This window comes from Bacillus sp. SG-1, from assembly GCF_000181495.1.
In the GTDB taxonomy this organism is placed as follows: Bacteria; Bacillota; Bacilli; order Bacillales; family Bacillaceae_B; genus Rossellomorea.
The window spans coordinates 82,017-102,719 of record NZ_ABCF01000005.1 but is presented as its reverse complement, the minus strand read 5'-3'; the positions used below and the strand labels follow the sequence as shown (position 1 = coordinate 102,719).

Annotated in this window: 18 protein-coding genes and 2 riboswitches; of the genes, 4 read left to right on the top strand and 14 right to left on the bottom strand. The window is 44.0% G+C overall.

Annotation, left to right across the window (positions count from 1 at the left end; genetic code table 11):
- The 5 genes from BSG1_RS06175 to BSG1_RS06155 all read right to left on the bottom strand — a co-directional run.
- Nucleotides 1-1,086, bottom strand: a 1,086-nt coding sequence (locus tag BSG1_RS06175; RefSeq protein ID WP_083802853.1) for a glycoside hydrolase family 32 protein, incomplete at its 3' end; no start/stop codon positions are given.
- 285 nt (nt 1,087-1,371) lie between these two features.
- Complete coding sequence (locus tag BSG1_RS06170; protein WP_006836088.1) at nt 1,372-2,589, bottom strand: M20 family metallopeptidase; 1,218 nt, start codon at nt 2,587-2,589, stop codon at nt 1,372-1,374.
- A 220-nt stretch (nt 2,590-2,809) separates the two neighbouring features.
- A complete protein-coding gene (locus BSG1_RS06165) occupies nt 2,810-3,637 on the bottom strand; it encodes a MetQ/NlpA family ABC transporter substrate-binding protein (protein WP_006836087.1) in 828 nt (275 codons plus the stop codon).
- Nucleotides 3,638-3,652: 15 nt separating this feature from the next.
- Nucleotides 3,653-4,303, bottom strand: a complete 651-nt coding sequence (locus BSG1_RS06160) for a methionine ABC transporter permease (protein ID WP_006836086.1) — start codon at nt 4,301-4,303, stop codon at nt 3,653-3,655.
- Nucleotides 4,293-5,324, bottom strand: a complete 1,032-nt coding sequence (locus tag BSG1_RS06155) for a methionine ABC transporter ATP-binding protein (RefSeq protein ID WP_006836085.1) — start codon at nt 5,322-5,324, stop codon at nt 4,293-4,295. The genes BSG1_RS06160 and BSG1_RS06155 overlap by 11 nt, the downstream gene beginning before the upstream one ends.
- 89 nt (nt 5,325-5,413) lie before the next feature.
- Nucleotides 5,414-5,515, bottom strand: a riboswitch (SAM riboswitch).
- 141 nt (nt 5,516-5,656) lie between these two features.
- Nucleotides 5,657-5,758, bottom strand: a riboswitch (SAM riboswitch).
- A 356-nt stretch (nt 5,759-6,114) separates the two neighbouring features.
- Between BSG1_RS06155 and BSG1_RS06150 the strand changes: the two genes are divergently transcribed.
- The gene (locus BSG1_RS06150) at nt 6,115-6,459 is read left to right on the top strand and encodes a MerR family transcriptional regulator (protein WP_006836084.1); all 345 of its coding nucleotides are present in this window, start codon (nt 6,115-6,117) and stop codon (nt 6,457-6,459) included.
- The gene (locus BSG1_RS06145; protein WP_006836083.1) at nt 6,456-6,920 is read left to right on the top strand and encodes an SRPBCC family protein; all 465 of its coding nucleotides are present in this window, start codon (nt 6,456-6,458) and stop codon (nt 6,918-6,920) included. The genes BSG1_RS06150 and BSG1_RS06145 overlap by 4 nt, the downstream gene beginning before the upstream one ends.
- A 55-nt stretch (nt 6,921-6,975) precedes the next feature.
- Here the strand turns inward: BSG1_RS06145 and BSG1_RS06140 are convergent, their stop codons facing one another.
- From BSG1_RS06140 to sda, 3 genes are all read right to left on the bottom strand, one after another.
- Nucleotides 6,976-8,076, bottom strand: a complete 1,101-nt coding sequence (locus BSG1_RS06140) for a PQQ-dependent sugar dehydrogenase (protein WP_006836082.1) — start codon at nt 8,074-8,076, stop codon at nt 6,976-6,978.
- Nucleotides 8,077-8,265: 189 nt separating this feature from the next.
- Nucleotides 8,266-9,141, bottom strand: coding sequence for a Cof-type HAD-IIB family hydrolase (locus BSG1_RS06135; RefSeq protein ID WP_006836081.1), 876 nt, complete (start codon nt 9,139-9,141; stop codon nt 8,266-8,268).
- A 438-nt stretch (nt 9,142-9,579) separates the two neighbouring features.
- Entirely contained in the window at nt 9,580-9,714 is a 135-nt protein-coding gene (gene sda, locus BSG1_RS20185) for a sporulation histidine kinase inhibitor Sda (RefSeq protein WP_006836080.1), read from the bottom strand.
- A 344-nt stretch (nt 9,715-10,058) separates the two neighbouring features.
- Here sda and BSG1_RS06130 point away from each other — a divergent pair, with 344 nt between their 5' ends.
- Nucleotides 10,059-11,435, top strand: a complete 1,377-nt coding sequence (locus BSG1_RS06130; protein WP_006836079.1) for a YjiH family protein — start codon at nt 10,059-10,061, stop codon at nt 11,433-11,435.
- A gap of 250 nt (nt 11,436-11,685) precedes the next feature.
- Here BSG1_RS06130 and BSG1_RS06125 read toward each other — a convergent pair whose 3' ends face one another.
- The 3 genes from BSG1_RS06125 to BSG1_RS06115 all read right to left on the bottom strand — a co-directional run bounded on the left by BSG1_RS06125 (nt 11,686) and on the right by BSG1_RS06115 (nt 15,301).
- Nucleotides 11,686-12,624 carry an L-threonine 3-dehydrogenase gene (locus tag BSG1_RS06125; RefSeq protein ID WP_044022495.1) on the bottom strand — a complete coding sequence of 313 codons (939 nt, stop codon included), beginning with the start codon at nt 12,622-12,624 and terminating at the stop codon, nt 11,686-11,688.
- 246 nt (nt 12,625-12,870) lie between these two features.
- Nucleotides 12,871-14,061, bottom strand: coding sequence for a glycine C-acetyltransferase (locus BSG1_RS06120; RefSeq protein ID WP_006836077.1), 1,191 nt, complete (start codon nt 14,059-14,061; stop codon nt 12,871-12,873).
- A gap of 211 nt (nt 14,062-14,272) precedes the next feature.
- The gene (locus BSG1_RS06115) at nt 14,273-15,301 is read right to left on the bottom strand and encodes a TIGR00341 family protein (protein WP_006836076.1); all 1,029 of its coding nucleotides are present in this window, start codon (nt 15,299-15,301) and stop codon (nt 14,273-14,275) included.
- Nucleotides 15,302-15,456: 155 nt separating this feature from the next.
- On the opposite strand from BSG1_RS06115, the gene BSG1_RS06110 reads away from it, so the two are divergent.
- Nucleotides 15,457-16,839: a tetratricopeptide repeat protein gene (locus BSG1_RS06110; RefSeq protein ID WP_044022494.1), complete on the top strand. Its 1,383-nt coding sequence runs from the start codon at nt 15,457-15,459 to the stop codon at nt 16,837-16,839.
- 446 nt (nt 16,840-17,285) lie between these two features.
- Here BSG1_RS06110 and BSG1_RS06105 read toward each other — a convergent pair whose 3' ends face one another.
- The 3 genes from BSG1_RS06105 to BSG1_RS06095 form a co-directional block, all read right to left on the bottom strand.
- Nucleotides 17,286-18,467 carry a MalY/PatB family protein gene (locus BSG1_RS06105; protein WP_006836074.1) on the bottom strand — a complete coding sequence of 394 codons (1,182 nt, stop codon included), beginning with the start codon at nt 18,465-18,467 and terminating at the stop codon, nt 17,286-17,288.
- Nucleotides 18,468-18,670: 203 nt separating this feature from the next.
- Entirely contained in the window at nt 18,671-19,768 is a 1,098-nt protein-coding gene (locus BSG1_RS06100; RefSeq protein WP_006836073.1) for a PRK06851 family protein, read from the bottom strand.
- Nucleotides 19,769-20,022: 254 nt separating this feature from the next.
- Complete coding sequence (locus BSG1_RS06095) at nt 20,023-20,703, bottom strand: DNA alkylation repair protein (protein ID WP_044022493.1); 681 nt, start codon at nt 20,701-20,703, stop codon at nt 20,023-20,025.

Genomic DNA, 20,703 nt, shown 5'->3' with positions numbered 1-20,703 from the left:
GACGCTTTCTCCCTCGACCCTTATATTGCTATAGCCTTTATGATTCTTACGCCTTTTTTCCAATTCCGGAACAGGTTTTGATTTCAGTTTGCCATTTTCCAAAATCAATTCGCGCGGGATGGTCATGGCACCTGCAAACCCCTCTTCCTGTTCAGGCATGTGGCTCTCCCACATATTCATCCAGGCAATCATGATCCTTCTTCCCCAAGGGTCTTCCATTGTTTGCGGAGCGTAAAAGTCAAAGCCATGGTCAAGCAGCTCAAACTCCCCATGCTTCAGGTTGCCCGTCTCATAATCAAGCTGACCGACGACATATCCAGCCTGATGAAGATTATGATAAAGACTGCCTTCAGGCTCCATCCCCTGGGGAGACATCATGAGGATAGTTTGTCCGTCTATCTCAAAAAGGTCGGGACATTCCCACATGAAACCAAAGTTGCCTTCCCCTTTGGCTGCTACATTTACGAACTCCCAATGATAAAGGTCTTCCGAGCGGTATAGAAGTACCTGTCCTGCATGTTCCTTTGTACGTGAACCAAGGACACAGTAGTAATGATCTCCTTTTTTCCAAACCTTTGGATCCCTAAAATGATAGGGATGGATATCGCCTTCAGGAGCTGGATCTATGACCGGATTTTCAGGTACCTTTTCAAACGTAATTCCATCCTCACTGACAGCAAGGGCCTGCACCTGATAAAGATCCTTATCATGATCTGGACCTGTCCACTGATTTCCTGTATACATCAAATAGAGCTTTCCATCCTTTTCAATCGCACTTCCGGAAAAACAACCGTCTCGATCGTACTCTTCACTTGGAGCCAGTGCTATCGGGGCTTCCTCCCAATGGGCTAGATCCCTGCTCTTGAAATGCCCCCAGTACATAGGACCCCAATCCGGAGAAAACGGATGGTGCTGATAAAAAAGGTGGTACTCACCATGGTAGTAACTGAATCCGTTCGGGTCATTCATCCAATAGGCTGGCGGTGCCAGGTGGTAAGATGGCTTCCATGGGCTCTGGTTGACTTTATCGCGCATTTCCTTCACTGAGGCTGCGGCCTCTTGGATCAATTTTTGATGACGGTTCATATCATTATCCTCCTGAAATATCACTTGGTTTCCTTGAGTGTCGGGATTTTCTGACCTGCTGTAGATGCTTTTACATGTCGATCGTCTATAATCCTTCCAATCACCCTTAATCTTCTATCTTTTTCACTAGACAAACCAAAGCTCTTTTATTTATCTCTATAATAAATAAGGCTTTCTCAATAAACAAGATGACCTCTATCTGGAAGGATAGGAGGCCATCTTGAAACTACGTTATAGAAAAAAGCAGAACCCCAAGAGATTCTGCCTTCACTCAATCCACCTATATTATTTACCGTCTTGTTCCTGCTTTCTTTCCAGAAATTCTTCCTTAATAGCTGATAGGAGCTGGTGATCGGTCAACAGTTTAAGACCTGTGAGAGCAAGAGCTTTTGCCCCCTTAATCAGCGCTTCGTCTCCTTGAGGGGAGGCAGCAGCTTCCCTGAACGGTACCGTGTGACCAACCAAGTTTTCAGGACCTACTTTAATGAATGGGTGGATTGTCGGCACTACTTGGCTGATATTGCCGGCATCCGTGGAACCAAGACCTTCCCTGTCGTTCAGGTCGACCGTCTCCCCAAATTGTTCAATAGCTTCTATAAAGACACGGTCAAAAGTTTTATTCAAAAGAAGGTTATCCACTTCGTTTTGGAATGCAATGACATTCAGTTCGGCTCCTGTTGCAAGTGCTGCTCCTTCTGCCACTGCTTTAACTTTCTTCGTTACTTCATTCAGGGCCGACCTGGAAGCCGCCCTGATGAAGAATCTGGCTTTGGCATACTCAGGAATTATGTTGGGGGCATCTCCCCCGTGAGTGATGATGCCATGAATTCGGACGTCATCCGTCAGCTGTTGTCTCAGCGCATTGATCCCATTGAAAAGCTGGATGACCGCATCCAATGCATTGACTCCTTCATGCGGTGAAGCGGCCGCGTGGGCAGGCACTCCACGATATTCAAAGTCGAGCGGATCGACTGCAAGGGAGGTGGATGTCACTCTTGTTGAATTTGCTGGATGGACCATCATCGCGGCATCAACGCCTTTCAGCAAACCGTGTTTCACGAAGCTGCCTTTCGCACTGCCGTTTGGACCGCCTTCTTCTGCCGGCGTTCCAAGTACAACGACTTCTCCCCCTGTTGTATCGAGCACTTTGCTCAGGGCAATAGCAGCTCCGACACTGGTTGTACCGATAATGTTATGACCGCAGGCATGACCCAGTCCAGGGAGAGCATCATACTCGGCCAAATAGGCGATTACCGGTCCGGGAGTGCCTGATTTCTTTCTGGCCAGGAAGGATGTTTCATGACCAGCAACGGCTCTCTCTACCTCAAAACCTTCTTCTTCTAAAATACCGGAAAGAAGCTTTGATGCGAAAAATTCTTCGTTACCTATTTCCGGTTTTTGATGGATACTGTGACTTGTGGAAATGTACTTTTCCCTTTGGCTTTCAACGTTCTCGATAATTACGTTTGTTAATTCTGTATGGACCTCTGTTACTGAAGACATGATAGTTCCTCCTGTTCATTTGTTTTGGCTTGTCATGCTGGAAACTGCGAATTGGCTGATATTCGACACGCTTGGGTCGATAAACGACAAAGTTTGATCGTTATTCGACAAGGAATGGCCGATATTCGACACAGTTTGATTGTTAAACGACACGATTCTGTCGATACGCTGACTTTTTATAGGAGACTTTTAAGCTGGTCTAACCAAGATCCGGAAACGATCATTCTCCAATATGGCTTAACGGAACAAACGTCGGGATGACATTTCCCTTGTATTCTTTTTCGATGAACTCTTTTACATCGTCTTCCTGATAGATTTCAGCAAGTTTTTTAAGTGTTTCATTGTTTTTATCTTCGCTACGTACCGCAATGATATTGATATAAGGTGTTGCTGTTTCACTTTCATGGAAGATGGCATCTTTTGTAGGTGTGAATCCGGCATCGACGGCAATACCATTGTTGATGATTGAAGCCGCGACATCAGGGAGTACCCTTGGAGTCTGGCCTGCTACGACAGGAACGATTTCAAGGTTTTTCGGATTGCTTACGATTTTCTCTACTGCGCCATTTCCGTCAAATTCTTCCGGAAGGGTAATCAAGCCTGCTTCCTGAAGCAGCAGCAATGCTCTACCCATGTTGGTCGCTTCGTTCGGTACCGCAATTTTGCCGCCTTCCGGAATGTCTTCTACGGATTCATATTTTTCAGAGTAAATTCCCATCGGAGCAATGACAGTGGTGGCGATTGGTGCTAAATCCAGGTCATGCTCTTTCTTGAAAGCATTGAAGTAAGAGATTGTTTGGAATGCATTCGCATCCAGTTCACCTTCTGCAAGAGCGATATTCGGTTGAACGTAATCAGAGAAACGAACGATTTCCACTTCGATGCCTTCTTTCTCAGCTTTTTCGGAAACATAATCCCAGATTCGGTTATCCGATCCGCTTACACCGACCTTTACTTTCACTGTTTCTTCCCCGCTTGTGGAGTTGGAGCAGGCCGCCCCTGTGACTGCAAGTGCCAAGATTAATACTGCTAAAAATAGTTTCTTCATAGATGATTCCTCCTGTTATCTTCTTCTGATTTTTTTAGATGAAATGTTTCCAAGTGTTTGAAGCCCCTGGACCATAATGACCAGTATCCCGACGGTAATCAGCATGACGGTTGTGTCAAAACGCTGGTAGCCGTATGTAATCGCAAGGTCTCCAAGCCCGCCGCCGCCGACTGCTCCGGCCATTGCAGATGCACCTACTAGCCCGACGGTTGCAATCGTGAAGGCGAGAACCAATGAACTGAGGGCTTCCGGGATCAAAAATTTAATGATGATCTGCCATGGGGTAGCCCCCATGGACTCCGCTGCCTCAATGACCCCCGGTTCGACTTCCAGCAGAGAGTTCTCTATCAATCTGGCAATATATGGACCCGCATAGAATACTAACGGGACGACTGCTGCCGCCGTGCCGATCGAAGTCCCGACGATGAGTCTCGTTACCGGAATGATGGCGACCATTAGAATGATGAATGGAATGGACCTGAACACATTGATGATTCCGTTCAAGACGTTAAACACCGGCAGGTTTTCCAGCAGATGGCCTTTCCTTGTTACAACCAGCAGAATTCCCAGCGGCAAGCCGAGAAGGGCTGAGAATAACAGCGAAAAGGCGACCATTTGGATTGTTTCAATGAGCGCTTCGATTATTTGCGCCTGATCAACTAGCATTTGCTTCGACCTCCTTGATTCCGACTTTCTCTTGATTGATGTACATTAGCGCCCGGTTAATTTCACTTTCACTGCCGATGAATTCGACAATAAGGTTGCCAAACGGCACTCCTTGTAATTCTGTGATATTGCCGAACAACACATTTGTATCAATATCGAACTTCTTGGCAATTTTCGAAAGAAGCGGCTGTCCCGCAGATTCCCCGACGAAATTGATTCTGAAGATTTTTTGCAGTCCTGCATTTTTCCTGACGATTTCCTTGATCGATTCCGGCAGGGCATCGTTCATCACCGTGCTGACAAAGTTCCTTGCTGTGTTGGTTTTTGGCGTTGAAAAGACATTGAAAACCGAACCTTCTTCGATAATTTTTCCTGCTTCAATCACCGCCACCCTGTCACAAATCTCCCTGATGACTGTCATTTCATGGGTGATAATCAATACGGTTATGTTGTATTCCTTGTTGACTTTCCGAAGAAGCTGCAGTATAGAGTTAGTGGTCTGCGGATCCAGAGCGGAAGTAGCTTCATCGCAAAGCAGCATGGACGGCCTTGTAGCCAGCGCCCTTGCAATCCCGACCCTTTGTTTTTGTCCGCCCGAGAGCTGGTCTGGATAATAGTCCGCTTTATCTCCCAATCCAACAAACTCAAGTAGTTCTGTTACCCGTTCCTTGATCGCATCCTTTGGAACTTTTGCGAGCTTCAGGGGCATCGCTACATTGGCAAACACTGTCTTGGAGTTTAATAGGTTGAAGTGTTGGAAAATCATCCCGATGTTTCGTTTGACTTCCCTGATCTCTTTTGGAGTCAGTCGGGTAAGGTCCTTCCCATCGACAATTACACTTCCGGATGTCGGCTTTTCCAGCCAGTTGACACAGCGGATCAAAGAACTTTTCCCTGCACCGCTGAAGCCGATGACCCCGAATATTTCCCCTTCATTTATCTTCAAATCTATGCCGTCCAATGCTCGGACAGGCTGATCACCGCTCTCATAAACTTTTGTCAATCCTTTAAATTCAATCATTTTGCGGCTCCTTTCTTTAGATGTACTACAAAATTAAAAACCTCTCCCAGGAGTTGGAAGAGGTTTTTACACGCAGGCAAAAAGGACTCTTCTTATCTCCCAAGACATGCTTGCTGGATTTGGCACGGTACTATAAATAGTCCGCTGCCGAGGCTTCACAGGGCCAGTCCCTCTGCCTCTCTCGATAAGAATCACTTATTTTTTATATTGGTTTACTCAGATTTACTGCCAAGAAGCTACAACTATTCCTCCTTTTTGCCCTTTTTTATGAAAACAAAATAAAAAACCCTCTTCTTGAAAACGAAGAGGGCATGATTATGTAATCCGTCCTCTTCTCATCTCTCAAGCGTTGCTTGCTGGATTTGGCACGGTACTATAAATAGTCCGCTGCCGAGGCTTCATAGGGCCAGTCCCTCTGCCTCTCTTGATAAGAAGTATGGAAATTTATTCTGTTTTTTAACTTGATTTACACTTTACAACGGCATTTCAAAAGTGTCAATACATTTATTTCAAATTTTTAAATTAATTTTATGTAAGCCCTTTCTTTGTTCGAGGCGGTTTTTGGCTTATACTTCTCTATATTATGAGGCTGCTCAGAATATATGACCTGTTGAATGCGAGGATTATGTAGTATGTGCAACCATTGATTTCCTCTTCAGGCGTGCGACTCGGCTCCAATCGAACAAAATAGTAACATCACCATCAACTAACAAAGCCGAAAGAAAATTTTAAAATCATTTGACCATGTGGTGCACCCCATAGTTTATGATAAAAATGACGGAGGGGAGATATGTATAAGATTAGTGAATTTTCCGAGCTTACAGGGCTAAGTAAAGAAACCTTGCGATATTATGCTGAAATAGGATTGCTTGAACCTGCTTATATCGATCCGACCAATAACTATCGCTATTATGATGACGGGTCTTATTTCCTGGCCGTACTGCTCAGCAAACTGAGGAACTTTGGATTGACGATTCAGGAAATGCAAGGTGTGATGAACGATGAATCTTTTTTCAACCTGAAGACACTCCTGCTGCAAAAAAGACAAAATATTGTAAAGCAAATAAAAGAGTTACAGCAAAAACTAAGCGATATCGACGAATTTATAGAGTCCGGAAGGGAGGACATAGAATGATTCAATGGAAAGAAGAAGCAATCATTTCTGCAAATATCGAAAAGGTGTGGAATTTATTCCTGGAAGAAAATATGCCCAGAATCATGCCAAAGGTGATTGAAAACAAACCTGTCCACCTGACAGAGGAAGTAACAGGGTCAAAGTATCAGCAAAAATACCAAGAAGGAAAAAGGATTGAAACCTATATTGTCGAAACCCTTGGGTATGAAAACACCGACACCAGAAAATATAAACGCATAGGATTTGTCCTGGCTAAAGCTTTTGAAATTGATCTCTCCTTCACTTTTGAAAAAGTAGATGAAAGGCATACCAGATTTATTTATGAGGGGCATAACAAGGGCAAAAATTTTGTTGGACGTGCCATGTTGAAACTTGGAGGAGAAAAGAATAACAAGAAAGTCGTCGAGGATTTCCTTGAGTTAGTAAAGAAAGAAGCCGTGAAACAGGAAACTGCCGAATGAACCTTATCTCATTCGGCAGCCTCATCCCCAGGGAATTTTTCACAAAACAAACTCGCTATTCCTCACTTCGTCCGCTGTTCAATTCTGTAAGCGAGACCTTGTAAAGCTTATCATCATCCTCAGCAGGATTTCCCCGCCCATCTGTATTATTGCTGACAAAGTATAGCGTTTCGCCGTCAATATGGACGTCCCTTATCCTGCCATACCCTGAAAGGACTTCCTCGACCTTTCCTGTGTCTAAAGAAAACCGTTTTACCCCTTGACCTCTAAGCGCCGCAAAGTATAGGTAATTTTTATGAAAATCAGCTCCAGATGGCGCCCACGTCGTATCTCCCGAATGGACAACCGGGGGCTGCATTCCTTCACGTTTTTCATCTCCTGTTATCAGCGGCCAGCCGTAATTATTTCCTGCACTAATCCTATTTATTTCATCCAAGCCGGAGGGACCGTGCTCGGTACTGTAGATTTCGCCGCCCTCATTCCAGGCAAGCCCTTGCGGATTACGGTGGCCATAACTGTAAACAAAAGAATTTTCAAACGGGTTATCAACAGGAAGTGAGCCATCAAGGTTCATTCGGAGAATTTTACCGCCCAATGAGTTTAGATCTTGTGCGATTTCCTGCTCAGTGGCATCACCGGTCGTAATATAAAGCTTGTTGTCCTGCCCAATCTCCAGACGGCCGCCATGATGATATTGCCCGCTCGGAATATCATCCAGCAAAACATTTTTCTCTTCCCACACATCACCGTCAAGGTTCAATACCATTAACCGGTTATGAGGGCTGCTGCTATTTTGATATGTATAGTAGGCATATGCAGAAGGTGTCTCAGGAAAATCAGGGTGCAGAACGAAGCCAAGGAAACCCGCCTCAGGAACTTGCGCCAAAGGTTCTTTCAAGTTCACCTTCATCCGCGTGATTTTCCCGTCGGATACCTTTACAATACCTCCTGTCCGCTCATTGATATAAAAGGCATTTCCTTTCTTATTAATCGACCACGGCACTTCCAAACGATCGGCTAACACTTCAACATCAGGATTTCTGCTGCCTCCCGTTTCCTGGCTTTCAGGAGGGTGCGCAGATTCTGAAGGTGTATCAGAACAAGCAGCGAGCAGCAAGAGACATAAGATTGTCATCGTTTTGAACTGTTTTTTCACGGGAATACCCCTTCCTATACTTTAATAAGTGTTTGCCCATTAGATATATCGAGACCTGAAGAAGGCTAAGTATAAACACAATTTGCTAACATCTGCTATGCTTAAGAAAATCAAAAGAAAACACCTCCTATGTTTAGTCCAATCTCAGGAGGTGCTTGTCATATCCATTATGTACCCGTTAAAACGAGTTTAATCAACTGCTGCAGACTTCTCCTCTAAGGCTTCGTATATTGCTTTGGCGACACCATCTTCTTCATTGCTTGATGTCTTGTATCCGCAAAATGCCAGGATTTCTTCTGCTGCATTTTCCATAGCCACCGGTCTTCCGACTACTTTCATCATTGAAAGGTCGTTAAGATTATCGCCTACTGCCAAGGCATCTTCAGCGTTAAGACCTTTTTCTTCAATAAGGTTCTTTAAGGCAATGCCTTTTTGGGCATCTTCACTCGTCACTTCCAGGTTTTCACGGCCTGAAGCACTAATGGCGAGACCGCCCGCATTTTCAAGTTGGTCTTTTGCCTTTTTTAAAAGATGATCGTCAAACGAAAAGACCAGAAATTTATATACAACATTACCGTTTGAAAAGGCCTCGCTGTAATCCTCGACAACCTTGATATGGCCTTTCTCAAAACGCTCCTGTGCTGAGTCCCTGATGGCCTGCTCGGACGTCTCCGGATTGGCCGTCTTGAAAATATCAATGATGGATTGGATGCCTCTCTCAAAATCCTCCGTATATACACCTTGGTTTGTGTATAATTCATAATAAATACCAAGATCCTTCAAAATCCGCATGACTTCAAGGGCCTTCTCTTCTTCAATCGCATTCGTTTTCACCACTTGCCCTTCCTCATTGCGGACTTCGGCTCCATTCACACAGATAATCGGGCATGAAATTCCCGCTTCTTTTAGAACATATTTTGCTTCTTCATAAGATCTCCCTGTCGCAACGACCACCTGGACTCCTTTTTCCTGAGCCTCCAGAATAGCCTTACGGTTTGCTTCGCTTATTTCCTGCTTGCCGTTCAAAAGCGTCCCGTCCATGTCACTTGCAATAATTGAAATCATTCGACATTACCTTCTTTCTAAAAGGGTATTTACTCCTTAGTTGCATGACAGGAACTGTTCCTGTCTAAGGGCATTTTAACACCCAAATACTAATTTTTTGTAAAGATACACTCACGGTTATTTTACCCTTGCTCGCTTTACTTAACTAATAATCGCAAAGAATTTTATTTTATATTAGGAGTTGCCTGATTTCCGCTCCAATCAACCGTTGTTTCTATATTCCCTTAAACCTTGAGTTCTTATAAGAATCGTGATGACTTGAACGAATAACAGGGAGTAGTTGACCACGGCTGTTGATTTTCACCCAGCACACGCTTCTACCAGCAGGCGGCGGCCTTCCAGTAGTTGTTGCCATCTGTTTCAAACATTGTAGCAAAAAAACAACATTAAGATTTAACAGAGCTTCAAATAAAAAAGAAGCCCCATTAAGGCAGCTTCCTATGCTGATAACAGACCGCGTCTGTTCAATTCCTGCTTTACCATCTCTATAAAATCTTCTACAACATTCTGTTCAACTGATCGCTCATAAATTTCCAGTATTTGTTTATCCGAAAGTTTAAAAAGAGAATTCATACAGACCCACCTACTAATTCAATACTTTTTTATATGGTAGGCAATATACCCCTTTCGTCTCACCTATAAACCTATTTTCCTATTTTTTTTGAAGTTTATTTCCAAAAAAGTATCGAGGCTGCTGCTTGGCGCCCGAGAAGTAAGACTTAAATCTCTATAAAATCTGTTTGATTTATTATAAAATTTTGAATATAAGTGCTTTTGTTTCTATAATAGAAGATAGGGGAATGGGAAGGGAGGAAGTTTGCTTGGCAGCTTGGTAGCTTCATAGTTTTAAGTATTTCTAGATAGTTGAATAAATATGAATTATCATGTATTATATTACGTCGTTGAGGTGAAGTTTTATGGACAATGGAAAATCTAATGTAAAAGGTAATGTTAGCGCGGGAAATGTGCTTCTGTTTCTTTTCCCGTCGCTGTTAGGTATATTTTTATTTATGATTCCTATCCCGCAGGGTGATGGAGTGACGATTCCAATAGCGGTCCTTTCCGGGATTATCCAGGATAATATCGGTGCATTCGTTCCTTCTATTATGACTGGTTTAATCATCGTGACCGTATTGGGTTCTTTTACAGCAAAATTTTTTAAACCTGACTTTATTATGAATAATGCCTTCTTAAATAATTTATTCGCTGTAAATATGGTATGGCTTATCATTCGTCTTTTCGGCGGGATCTTTGCCGTCATGACACTGTTTCAAATCGGACCGGAATGGGTCTGGTCAGATGCTACCGGAGGGTTGCTGTTAAGCGTTGATGGATTATTGACAATCCTTTTCTCTGTTTTCCTTTTTGCCGGACTGTTTCTGCCTCTGCTGCTTAACTTTGGTTTGCTGGAGCTCTTGGGGGCACTTCTGACAAAAGTAATGCGCCCTTTATTCGGGTTGCCTGGACGCTCCTCCATTGATGCTCTGGCTTCCTGGCTTGGTGATGGAACCATCGGTGTCCTTTTGACAAACAAGCAGTATGAAGATGGTTACTATACAAAGAAAGAAGCTGCCATTATTGGAACGACATTCTCTGTTGTTTCGATTACATTCAGCCTTGTGGTCATAGCTGAAGTCGGTCTGGGGAATTACTTTTTACCTTTCTATGGAGCTGTAGTGCTGTCAGGGATTGTAGCAGCCCTGATCATGCCCCGTATCCCGCCGCTTTCCCGGAAGCCAAATACGTACTACAACGGCCAGGAAGGTCAGGATACGATGGATGTGATTCCTCAAGGGTACTCACGTTTGGGTTATGGCTTCGAACAGGCTTTGATACAAGCACGCAAAAATAACAGTTTCAAAAAATTCTTCAAAGATGGCTTCAAGAATGTACTGGATATGTGGCTCGGAGTGGCTCCGATTGTCATGGCCATCGGTACAGCTGCACTGATCATCGCCGAAAACACGCCTGTGTTCGGCTGGATCGGAACGCCGTTCATCCCGATTCTTGAATTATTGCAAGTACCCGAAGCAGCTGAAGCTTCCAAAAGCATTCTTGTCGGTTTCGCTGACATGTTCCTGCCGGCCATTTTCGGCTCCAGCATTGAAAGTGAACTGACACGCTTTGTCATTGCCAGTCTTTCCGTCACACAGTTAATTTATTTATCCGAAGTCGGCGGATTGCTGCTTGGATCGAAAATCCCCGTAGACTTTAAAGACCTGGTCATCATTTTCTTGGAAAGAACCCTAATCACTTTGCCGATTATCGTTCTTATCGGACATATTGTTTTTTAATCGATATAACTAAAACCCGCAGGTCACTGCGGGTTTTAGTTATATCGATGGAATTTTCGTTTGAGGTAATTTTATCTAGAATTAGACGCAATAATTTCTAAATCGACGCAAGATTATTTTGTCTTAAATGCAAATATTCCAGAATAGCAATTACTCTGGATTTTAACGCAATTCCACATTCTGCAGTATTTCCCACTACAAAAGCCACTAAAATAAGCGGATGCCCTATTGGCACCCGCTCATCTCATCTTTACTTTTTCAATTTTTCCAGCATATCTTCCGTCATACGGGCAAGATCATACTCTGCCTTGAAGCCCCACTCTTCGGACGCTGCTGAGGCGTCAATGGAGTTTGGCCAGCTATCGGCAATTCCTTGTCGGACTGGATCTACGTCATAGTCCAGCTTGAAATCAGGAATATGCTTTCGGATTTCAGCCGCTACCATTTCTGGCTCAATACTCATGGCAGTCACATTGAATGAATTTCTATGCTTCAACTTAGTCGGATCGGCTTCCATCAGATTGATGATGGCGTTCAGAGCATCAGGCATATACATCATGTCCATGTATGTCCCTTTATCGATGTAAGATGTATAAGAGCCATTTTCAATGGCTTTATAATAAATATCAACTGCATAATCGGTTGTGCCGCCGCCCGGTGGTGTTGCATAAGAAATCAGTCCCGGGAAACGCAAACCGCGGGTATCAACGCCGAATTTGTTGTAGTAATAGTCACAAAGCAGTTCACCGGATACTTTGTTGACACCATACATAGTTGTCGGACGCTGGATCGTGTCCTGCGGTGTATGATCCTTCGGTGTGGAAGGACCGAACGCACCAATTGAGCTCGGGGTAAAGAACTTGCAGTCAAGCTCTCTTGCCACTTCAAGCGCGTTGACAATCCCGCCCATATTCAGGTTCCAGGCTAGCAGCGGTTGCGCTTCTGCAGTTGCTGATAAAAGAGCAGCTAAATGGATTATGGTATCCACTTCATGCCTTTTAGCGATTTCCATCATTTTTTCTGCGTTCGTTACATCAAGGATTTCAAATGGACCCCCTGTTACCACTTCACAGTCGATTTCACGGATATCTGTGGCAATGACATTGTCTTTGCCATAGATACCGCGCATTTTGATGACAAGCTCTGAACCAATCTGCCCAAGAGCTCCTGTTACTAAAATCTTCTTCATCTTTTCCAACCTCCCAATAAAAAGCGTAAGCGGCCGTTCAGCGCCGTACAGATTGGAGGGCTCCCGCATGAGATAAAGGAAACACGACGAACTAGTGGGTCGATGTTGACTTATCGCAAGGAGGAAGACCGAAATCTGCTAGGCGCTGGCCGCTGGAGCTGGATTGATCCCGGGATCTAATCTTCCTCTCCAACCAACCCTTTATAAACCTTTTCTTTTTATAACTAGTACCACCGATGAATTCTCTTAGATCAGTTCCATTTCTTTGCCGACTTTTTCATAGATTGCAAGAGCCTCATCAAGCATCTCTTTTGTATGAGCTGCAGTCGGCATGTTTCTTACACGTCCTGTTCCGCGAGGCACCGTTGGGAACACGATCGATTTTGCATAGACGCCCTCCTCATTCAGGCGCTTGCTGAACTGCTGAGTCGTTTTCTCATCGCCAATGATACATGGCGTGATCGGTGTTTCACTTTTACCAATGTCGAAACCAAGTTTTTCTAAGCCTTCTTTCAGGTAATTGCTGTTTTCCCACATTTTATCCTGAAGTTCTGTGCTGTTTAAAATCAGCTCGATCGCTTTTGTTGTTGCTGCAACATCCGCTGGGGTCAACGCAGTAGAGAACAAGAAAGGTCTCGACGCCACTTTCAGCCAGTCAATCAAGTTCTGCTTACCGGCTACATAGCCTCCGATTACACCGATTGCTTTTGACAGTGTACCGATTTGGAAATCAACACGGTCAGACAATCCGAAGTGTTTAACTGTACCGGAACCTTTCCCAAGGACACCTGAACCGTGAGCATCATCCACATACGTCATGATATCGAATTCTTCAGCGATTTCGACGATTTCCGGAAGCTTCGCAACATCTCCGTCCATGGAGAAGACTCCGTCCGTGATGACCATTACCTTATTGTATTGACCAGACTCAACCGCTTCTTTTGCTTTCGCACGCAGGTCCTCCATGTCAGAGTGGTTATAACGGATGACTTTTGCACGTGAAAGGCGGCATCCGTCGATGATGGAAGCATGGTTTAATTCGTCGGAAAGGATGGCATCATGCTTGTTCATGACAGCAGAAATGGCCGCCATGTTACAGTTGAAGCCGGATTGATACGCGATGGCTGCTTCTGTTCCTTTGAATTCGGCAATTTTCCTTTCTAGCTCAAGGTGGATATCAAGAGTCCCGTTGATGGTACGCACTGCACCAGCGCCGACACCATACTTATCTACTGCTTTGATGGCTTCTTTTTTCAGTCTTTCGTCTGTTGCCAGTCCAAGGTAGTTGTTGGAAGAAAGATTGATTAAATCTCTTCCGCCGATTTTGATGATCGGGCCATTCGCACCTTCAACCGGATCGATTTCGTTGTAAAGTCCACGGTCTCTTAAGTCATTCAGGTTTTCCTGTAAAAATTGATCTAATTTTTTGCTTGTCATATCACGTAACCCTCCATATGTAATAGTGAGAATTTGTAAGCGCTTCAGAAACAAATGTACACGTCAGGTGTACATAATTTAAATTATTTAAAAGCTGTTTGCTATGATTACTACTTATATATTTTAACATGTTTACGTGTGACGGACAAAATTATTGTGCTGTAGTGTCGATTATATTGGCATCCGCGGTTCCCCGGACTTCCTTAGTTACTTAGGAGCCTACATTCGTCGAGTATGCATGGTTATTGAAAAATATCGTCACAATCAAGATTAAGAAGATAATACTGACAAATATCAAAGCGAATTTTCTGGAGTTGTTCGCCCTTTGGATTTCATCATACTTTATTGGGCGGATTCCTGAGAGGTTGAAAACGACTACCGCTGAAAGCAGAACACTGTTGATATTCACGGATAACAGCAGCAGGGACGGGAGGACATGCTCCCATAAGGCAGCCCCGATGGTGACTCCGAGGACAATGGTCGGAGGAAGCAGAGCGACTGCAACCATGACTCCGACAAGAGAACTTGGGGAGCCCCTCAAAATCGCCAGCGCTCCTGCTGCACCGGAAGCAAGTGCCAGGATTCCGTCCATGAAATCGACTCTCATGCGAGAAACAAATTCTTCACTTTCTACAGGGACCGGTAATACAAGACTCGATAGAATGGCAATGAGCAGGGAAATCCCTACTCCAGCCAGCACGGTTAACAGGGCCTGTTTTACGAGCTTGAAATCTCCAAGGATCGACCCGAAAGCCAAGGCAATGACCGGGCCGAGCAGCGGGGCAATCACCATCCCGCCAATGACGATGGCAGAGCTGTTCTTAATGATACCGATGGTCACGACTATGGATGACAGAATCACGAATAATAGATAATTCATATGAATATTGCTCATCGATTCAATCTTCACATATAACTCATGCCGGCTTGCCCGTTGGATCGACTTACGTTCATCCTCTTTCTCTTTTTTTTCGTTCTCAATCTCCTCTGCCGATTTCCGCCTGATATGGCTCTGGACAGGAAATAACGTCGCTTCGAACCCATCCACGACATTGATGATGCTCTCCAAATAGTTCAGGATCTCTTCTGAGTCACTCGTATTCACGATCATTCTGACAAGACACTTCTCTTTAGAATGATTGCGGACCACATATGATGTTGAATAAAACTTCTGCAGCTTCTCATCGACTTTGTCAAAATGCTTCTTTGGAATATATGCTTCAATCAGCTGCAATGACATATGCTCACCCTCTATCGGCAAAAACTTATTTGCAAATAGTATTGCTAAAACAAGGAAAGATTACTCTGTTTTGCGGGTGGCTTGCCTGGATACATAACGGATTGTGATTGTTTAAGGAAAGTATGTTATACTGAGGGCAAAAGGAGGCGGTAGGCATGACCACTAATAAAACCTTAATGGAACCTTGGAAGTTTACCCCTGAACGAATTGCGTTTTTCAGAGATCTCACTTTTGTAGAAGCCTTGGATTCACAGCGAGAATTACATTACCTATTTTTCTATAAAGAACAATTCCTGACATGCAAAAAAGCCTTGAAGCTTAAACGAAGCTCCTTTATCGAACAGGCTTTCAAAGAGGGAATTGTTTTTTTATGCCCACATCCACTGGCAGCCGTCCTGATGGAGAGGAACACACCATTTAAAATGTCCAGCTTCAATGACCTACATAAAAAACTGCTTAATACTATGACGAATCAGGAAACAGCCTATATTTTCCGGGCACTTGATGCCTTCTTGTCAAACGAGAAACTCTTCCGCCTGATCCGGAATCTTTATTACGAATACCGCCGGAATGGTCAATTCCTTCACGCTTATAAAATTCTTTGGATACTAGCTGAAACTTTCCCTAATCACTCCTGGGTCCGCCAGACAAGTGCCGATTTGAATTTTCGCTCCTATGAAAAACTTTATAACCAGCGCCCAATCAACCTTCTCGAAAAAGATCCGCTTTATGCTGCTTCAGAACTTTGGAAACAGAGACACGAAAAAGAAAACAACGAAGCCCTTCAACAACTTTTACTTCAGCAGAAACAAGCATTGACCACCACCGCTTTAATGATTGAAAGCTTCCTTAAGAACCCTTGCGGTGAAAATCTCCAATCCCTAACCCTATGGATACGTACACATTTCAGTGCAGACGAAGAAAGAGATATCCTATTCCAACTCGCAAAAGCATTGCCTGATAACACAGGAATCTTCCAACAGTTCCTTCAAGCATCAATTGAATCGGGAGAGTACGAGAAGGCATTGGATTTGCTTAGCCAATCTCCTGCCGGCCTCAAGTCGATCGATGCGAATCTATTATCCGGCATCATTGAAGCGGTTCAATGGCAAAAAACTGACATCCCATTAGAGAAATTAAACACTTTAATCATCTCTGTCCTGCAGGAACAGCCAGCCAAGCTGGATAAAATACTGAAATCCTGTGTCCAATCACTTCTTAAAGGGTACGATGTCCCGTTTATTGTGAAGTGGATGACTCCCCTGAAAACCCAAAATATATCGCTGCCGATCGCTGCGAAAATCAGCAAGATGCTTGCCCTCCTGGATGATCCTGAACGGCAGTCACAATTGGGCGAACACTACTATCAATTGGATAACATCGACCGTGCCATAGACTGCTTCAGCTGGGAGATGGAGCTGCGTCCTGATGATCCGCAACCTGTCAAATGGCTGTCCCGGCTGTACCAGGAAAAAGGAATGGCGAATGAAGCCAAGGCATATCAGCAGGTTTTGGTGGAAATGCAAAAAAGAGCATAACAAAAGGGCTGCTTCTTTAGAGAAGCGGCCCTTAGCTTGTTCTTCAGGAGTTTGATTATGTTATGCAAAGACTAATTGCAGTCGGTAACCCAGGAATCTTACCACTATAAGTGGTCTTACTCTTTTATAATGGTATGCTCAGCCTCTAATCTACCCATATAACCAGCATTTCCCTCTTATAATGGTATGCTTAGCCTCTAATCTATCCAACATCAACGGCTTTTCCCTTTTATAATGGGATGTTTAGCCTATAATCTATCCAACATCACTGGCTTTTCCCTCTTATGATGGTATGCTTAGCCTCTAATCTACCCAACATCAACGGCTTTCCTTCTTATGATGGTATGCTTAGCCTCTAATCTATCCAACATCACTGGCTTTTCCCTTTTATGGTGGTATGTTTATCTCCAAATTTATCTACTGGGCATTGGATTTACCCCATAAAACTACACAGAACCCGCCCCATCACGCACCTGCTTTCGCAAGACAGCTTCTTCCATTCTTCTCAAAGCCTCATTCAATCGTTCTCGTGGACAGGCGATGTTCATCCTGACAAAATTGCTGCCGCTTGAGCCGAATTTGTATCCTTCGTCAAATCTAATCTTGGCTTCTACAAGAAAGAAATCAAACAGCTCTTCTTGATTCAATCCTAGTTCTGAACAATCTAGCCAGATGAGATGTGTTGCTTCCGGCACGACCGGTTTCACGGAAGGGATGTTTTCCTTCAAATAATTGATAGCCAATTGGCGATTTTCTTCTAAGTACATCAGCAATTCATCCAGCCAGGGTTCTCCCTGTCCATATGCCGCAATTGTTCCTTCGACCCCAAAGGCGTTTGGCCGGGCCAGACCAAAGTTCTGCAGTTTTTGCTCATATTTTTCTCGCAATTGTTGGTTAGGGATCATTAGAATCGAAGTCTGCAGTCCGGCGATATTGAAGGTTTTACTTGGAGCTGCACATAGGATGCTTTTCTGTTTGATTTCCTCATTAATACTGAATAACGGAAGATGAGTGTTTCCTTCATAAGTCAGATCGCCATGCATTTCATCGGAAATGACCCAAACATTATGCTTTAGGCAAATCTTAACGACCCTCTCAAGCTCTTCTCTTGTCCAAACCCGCCCCACAGGATTATGTGGACTGCAGAGAATCAGGACCTTCGTGTTGGGGTCCTTCGCTTTTGACTCCAAATCTGTAAAATCCATCTGATAACGGCTATCTTTATATGTAAGTGTATTTTTTAAAACTGTACAGCCATGGTTTTCAATAGAGCTGTAGAACGGATAGTAAACAGGATCCTGTACGATGACAGCGTCTCCCGGTTCGGTTAAAAGTCCCAATAAGATGTTTATCCCAGGAATGATTCCCGGGCTGAATGAAATCCACTCTCTTTTAACCTCCAGACCATGTCGGTTTTTCCACCACGTAAGGATTGTCTGGAAGTATTGCTCACTAAACGTTGTATATCCGTAGATACCGTGTTTTGCCTTTTCTTTCATTGCCTCTGTGATTGCGGCTGACACTTGAAAGTCCATATCAGCAATGCACATAGGGATGATTTCTTCGTCTGAAAAGGACCATTTGACTGAGTGGGTATTATGCCTCACAATGCAATCATTCCAACTCATTGATATTCCCCCTTATTCTCCCTCTAATATTCTTATCCCCCGTTTCCCACTATACCATGAAAATAAGAACTCAATTCGATGAAATTTAAGTTCCAGCAGCAAGTCCTTTAGTGCTTTAAACCACTAAGAGGGACTGTCCCTTTTAGTGGTTTAAAGCGCTAACGCAAAAGGATAACCCGCCTTCCGGGTTATCCTTTCTTACTTTATTCTCTTTGAGATAAACCAGCCAGTTCTGCCTGGATGTTATTTTTCAGCTCTTCAACGACTTCAAAGTTCATGGCACTGATATAGTACGCTTCCAGATCATCGTGTAGTGCTTTTGCTTTTGCCAGGTAAGATGTTGCCTCTTTCATTGTATCTGAATAGCGCTTGCTGATTTCCTTAATGGACTCCGCATATTTTTCGTCAGTTCCCGGCGTGACAGCCCGTTCATACACATCGACGATTTCATCCCCATCCCGTTCTGGAAAATACTCATGGGGAGCCGTACTGTCAAAGATCGCGAAACCGAGCTCACGTACAATCACCATGTCGAGGCTGTTCGGATCAAAGCCGCAATGATAGATCTCTACATCCAGACCCCTGTCTTCCGCCGCCTGAGCGAGCTTTTTGAGCATAGTGGATTTTCCTGTCCCCGGTCTGCCTTTAATGAAGTAGCGCCTCGGCAGCTCTTCTGTCAGGTTGCCGATGAAATCACGCGGCCCCTTTGGAGTAGCGGCGCCCAAAAACCGGTGCCTTACCTCAGCCTTTTTGTTTAAGTATATATGTGAATAGAATTTCTCCATCAGCTCTGCAGTCAGCGCATCACATTTTTCAAAGCTCATATTGTCTATATAGATTTTTTCCCAATCATCGTGAATCTTCAGCGCTTTTGCAAAAGTACTATACGCTGTTTGAAAAGCCTCCGTAATTTCGGACGTCAAAGCTGTTATCTCGTCTTTATGATTTCTTAAAATCCCTGAATCCCAAGCAGCACCAAGATTAATATATTCTTCAACCACACCCGGCAGATTCGGCTCGATGACATGAGGGGCCGTTCCATCCACAATTCCTGCCTTTAAAGCGGGAATGATCAATCCGTCTATGCTATCGTTATCGGATGAACAGTGAAGATACTCGACATCCCAGCCCTTGTTATTCCAGTAGCTGCCGATTGCTTTCATCAAAGACGATTTCCCTGTTCCCGGTCCACCCTTCAAGATGAATAGGCGATCCAGCCCCTGCAGGTTGGAAGCATATAAACTGTGAAAACCCCTGGCTGTATTTCCGCCGGCATAATAATTACGAATTCTTCCGCTCACTAAAAACACTCCTTTTCGGATACTGATAAATAGGAGAACACATTCTATCTTATGCAGCAAAACCGGTTGGGTGAATGCCCAATAAGAAATATTACAAGCGGTTATTCATCGGCGTACGGAATGGGAGAGATTAATATATGTGGTTTGATTCCGGGGGCTTGACGCTCGAAGTCACATATCTTCTGCTGGAATCAGCTCTATTCCGACCATTACAAAAACAGCTTTCTCCAAGCCGAAGCTCAGTCAAGAAAAGACTATATTAACTTTTTATTCTTCAAGTACTTCAACCCTTCCCGTTTGCTCAGCGGACGAAGGTCTTCCTTTTCAATAAAATCCACCACGGTTTCCGGTGCTGTTTTCGAATACTCCCTCAGTGACCATCCTATCGCTTTTTCGATAAAAAACTCCCTGGAGGAAGAGTGCTGCTTTATATAGGAAAACAGTTTTTCTTCATCGGTATCCCCTTTGTAAGTAAGCTGGTGAAGAATCGCTGTCCGGTTCAGCCAGAAATTGTCGGAAGAAATCCATCTATCCAAATAAGCTTCTCCTTCTTCCGGGTACTTATTAATCACAAATCCTGCAAGCCGCGAAGCAATCGAGTCAATTGTGTCCCACCACGATTTCGTGACAACGAGTTCCTCCAGCAGAGAAAGATGCTCCGGCTGCAGCTTTCTTCTTTGCTTATCGAGCAATGTTATAGCCACATACTGGAACTCACGCTGAGGCTGCTCCCAAAGTGTCCTGACCGTTTCAGGAAGCTCGTTAAGGTCCGGGTTCCCATGTTCTTTAATGAGTGCACTCAACAGCGCTTTTCTCTCCGGTGTTTTGATTCCGAGAAACTCAAACTGATTCCTCATATAAGCTTCCATCGGACCTGCACTTTCTTCATTTTTATGCTGTCTGAAGAGTTCGATTACCTTTTGCGCATACGTCAT

Bases quoted from the DNA above. Each gene is read 5' to 3' on its own strand.
- BSG1_RS06170 (WP_006836088.1), bottom strand. From the start codon at position 2,589: ATGTCTTCAGTAACAGAGGTCCATACAGAATTAACAAACGTAATTATC.
- BSG1_RS06165 (WP_006836087.1), bottom strand. From the start codon at position 3,637: ATGAAGAAACTATTTTTAGCAGTATTAATCTTGGCACTTGCAGTCACA.
- BSG1_RS06160 (WP_006836086.1), bottom strand. From the start codon at position 4,303: ATGCTAGTTGATCAGGCGCAAATAATCGAAGCGCTCATTGAAACAATC.
- BSG1_RS06155 (WP_006836085.1), bottom strand. From the start codon at position 5,324: ATGATTGAATTTAAAGGATTGACAAAAGTTTATGAGAGCGGTGATCAG.
- BSG1_RS06150 (WP_006836084.1), top strand. From the start codon at position 6,115: ATGTATAAGATTAGTGAATTTTCCGAGCTTACAGGGCTAAGTAAAGAA.
- BSG1_RS06145 (WP_006836083.1), top strand. From the start codon at position 6,456: ATGATTCAATGGAAAGAAGAAGCAATCATTTCTGCAAATATCGAAAAG.
- BSG1_RS06135 (WP_006836081.1), bottom strand. From the start codon at position 9,141: ATGATTTCAATTATTGCAAGTGACATGGACGGGACGCTTTTGAACGGC.
- sda (WP_006836080.1), bottom strand. From the start codon at position 9,714: ATGAATTCTCTTTTTAAACTTTCGGATAAACAAATACTGGAAATTTAT.
- BSG1_RS06130 (WP_006836079.1), top strand. From the start codon at position 10,059: ATGGACAATGGAAAATCTAATGTAAAAGGTAATGTTAGCGCGGGAAAT.
- BSG1_RS06125 (WP_044022495.1), bottom strand. From the start codon at position 12,624: ATGAAGAAGATTTTAGTAACAGGAGCTCTTGGGCAGATTGGTTCAGAG.
- BSG1_RS06120 (WP_006836077.1), bottom strand. From the start codon at position 14,061: ATGACAAGCAAAAAATTAGATCAATTTTTACAGGAAAACCTGAATGAC.
- BSG1_RS06115 (WP_006836076.1), bottom strand. From the start codon at position 15,301: ATGTCATTGCAGCTGATTGAAGCATATATTCCAAAGAAGCATTTTGAC.
- BSG1_RS06110 (WP_044022494.1), top strand. From the start codon at position 15,457: ATGACCACTAATAAAACCTTAATGGAACCTTGGAAGTTTACCCCTGAA.
- BSG1_RS06105 (WP_006836074.1), bottom strand. From the start codon at position 18,467: ATGAGTTGGAATGATTGCATTGTGAGGCATAATACCCACTCAGTCAAA.
- BSG1_RS06095 (WP_044022493.1), bottom strand. From the start codon at position 20,703: ATGACGTATGCGCAAAAGGTAATCGAACTCTTCAGACAGCATAAAAAT.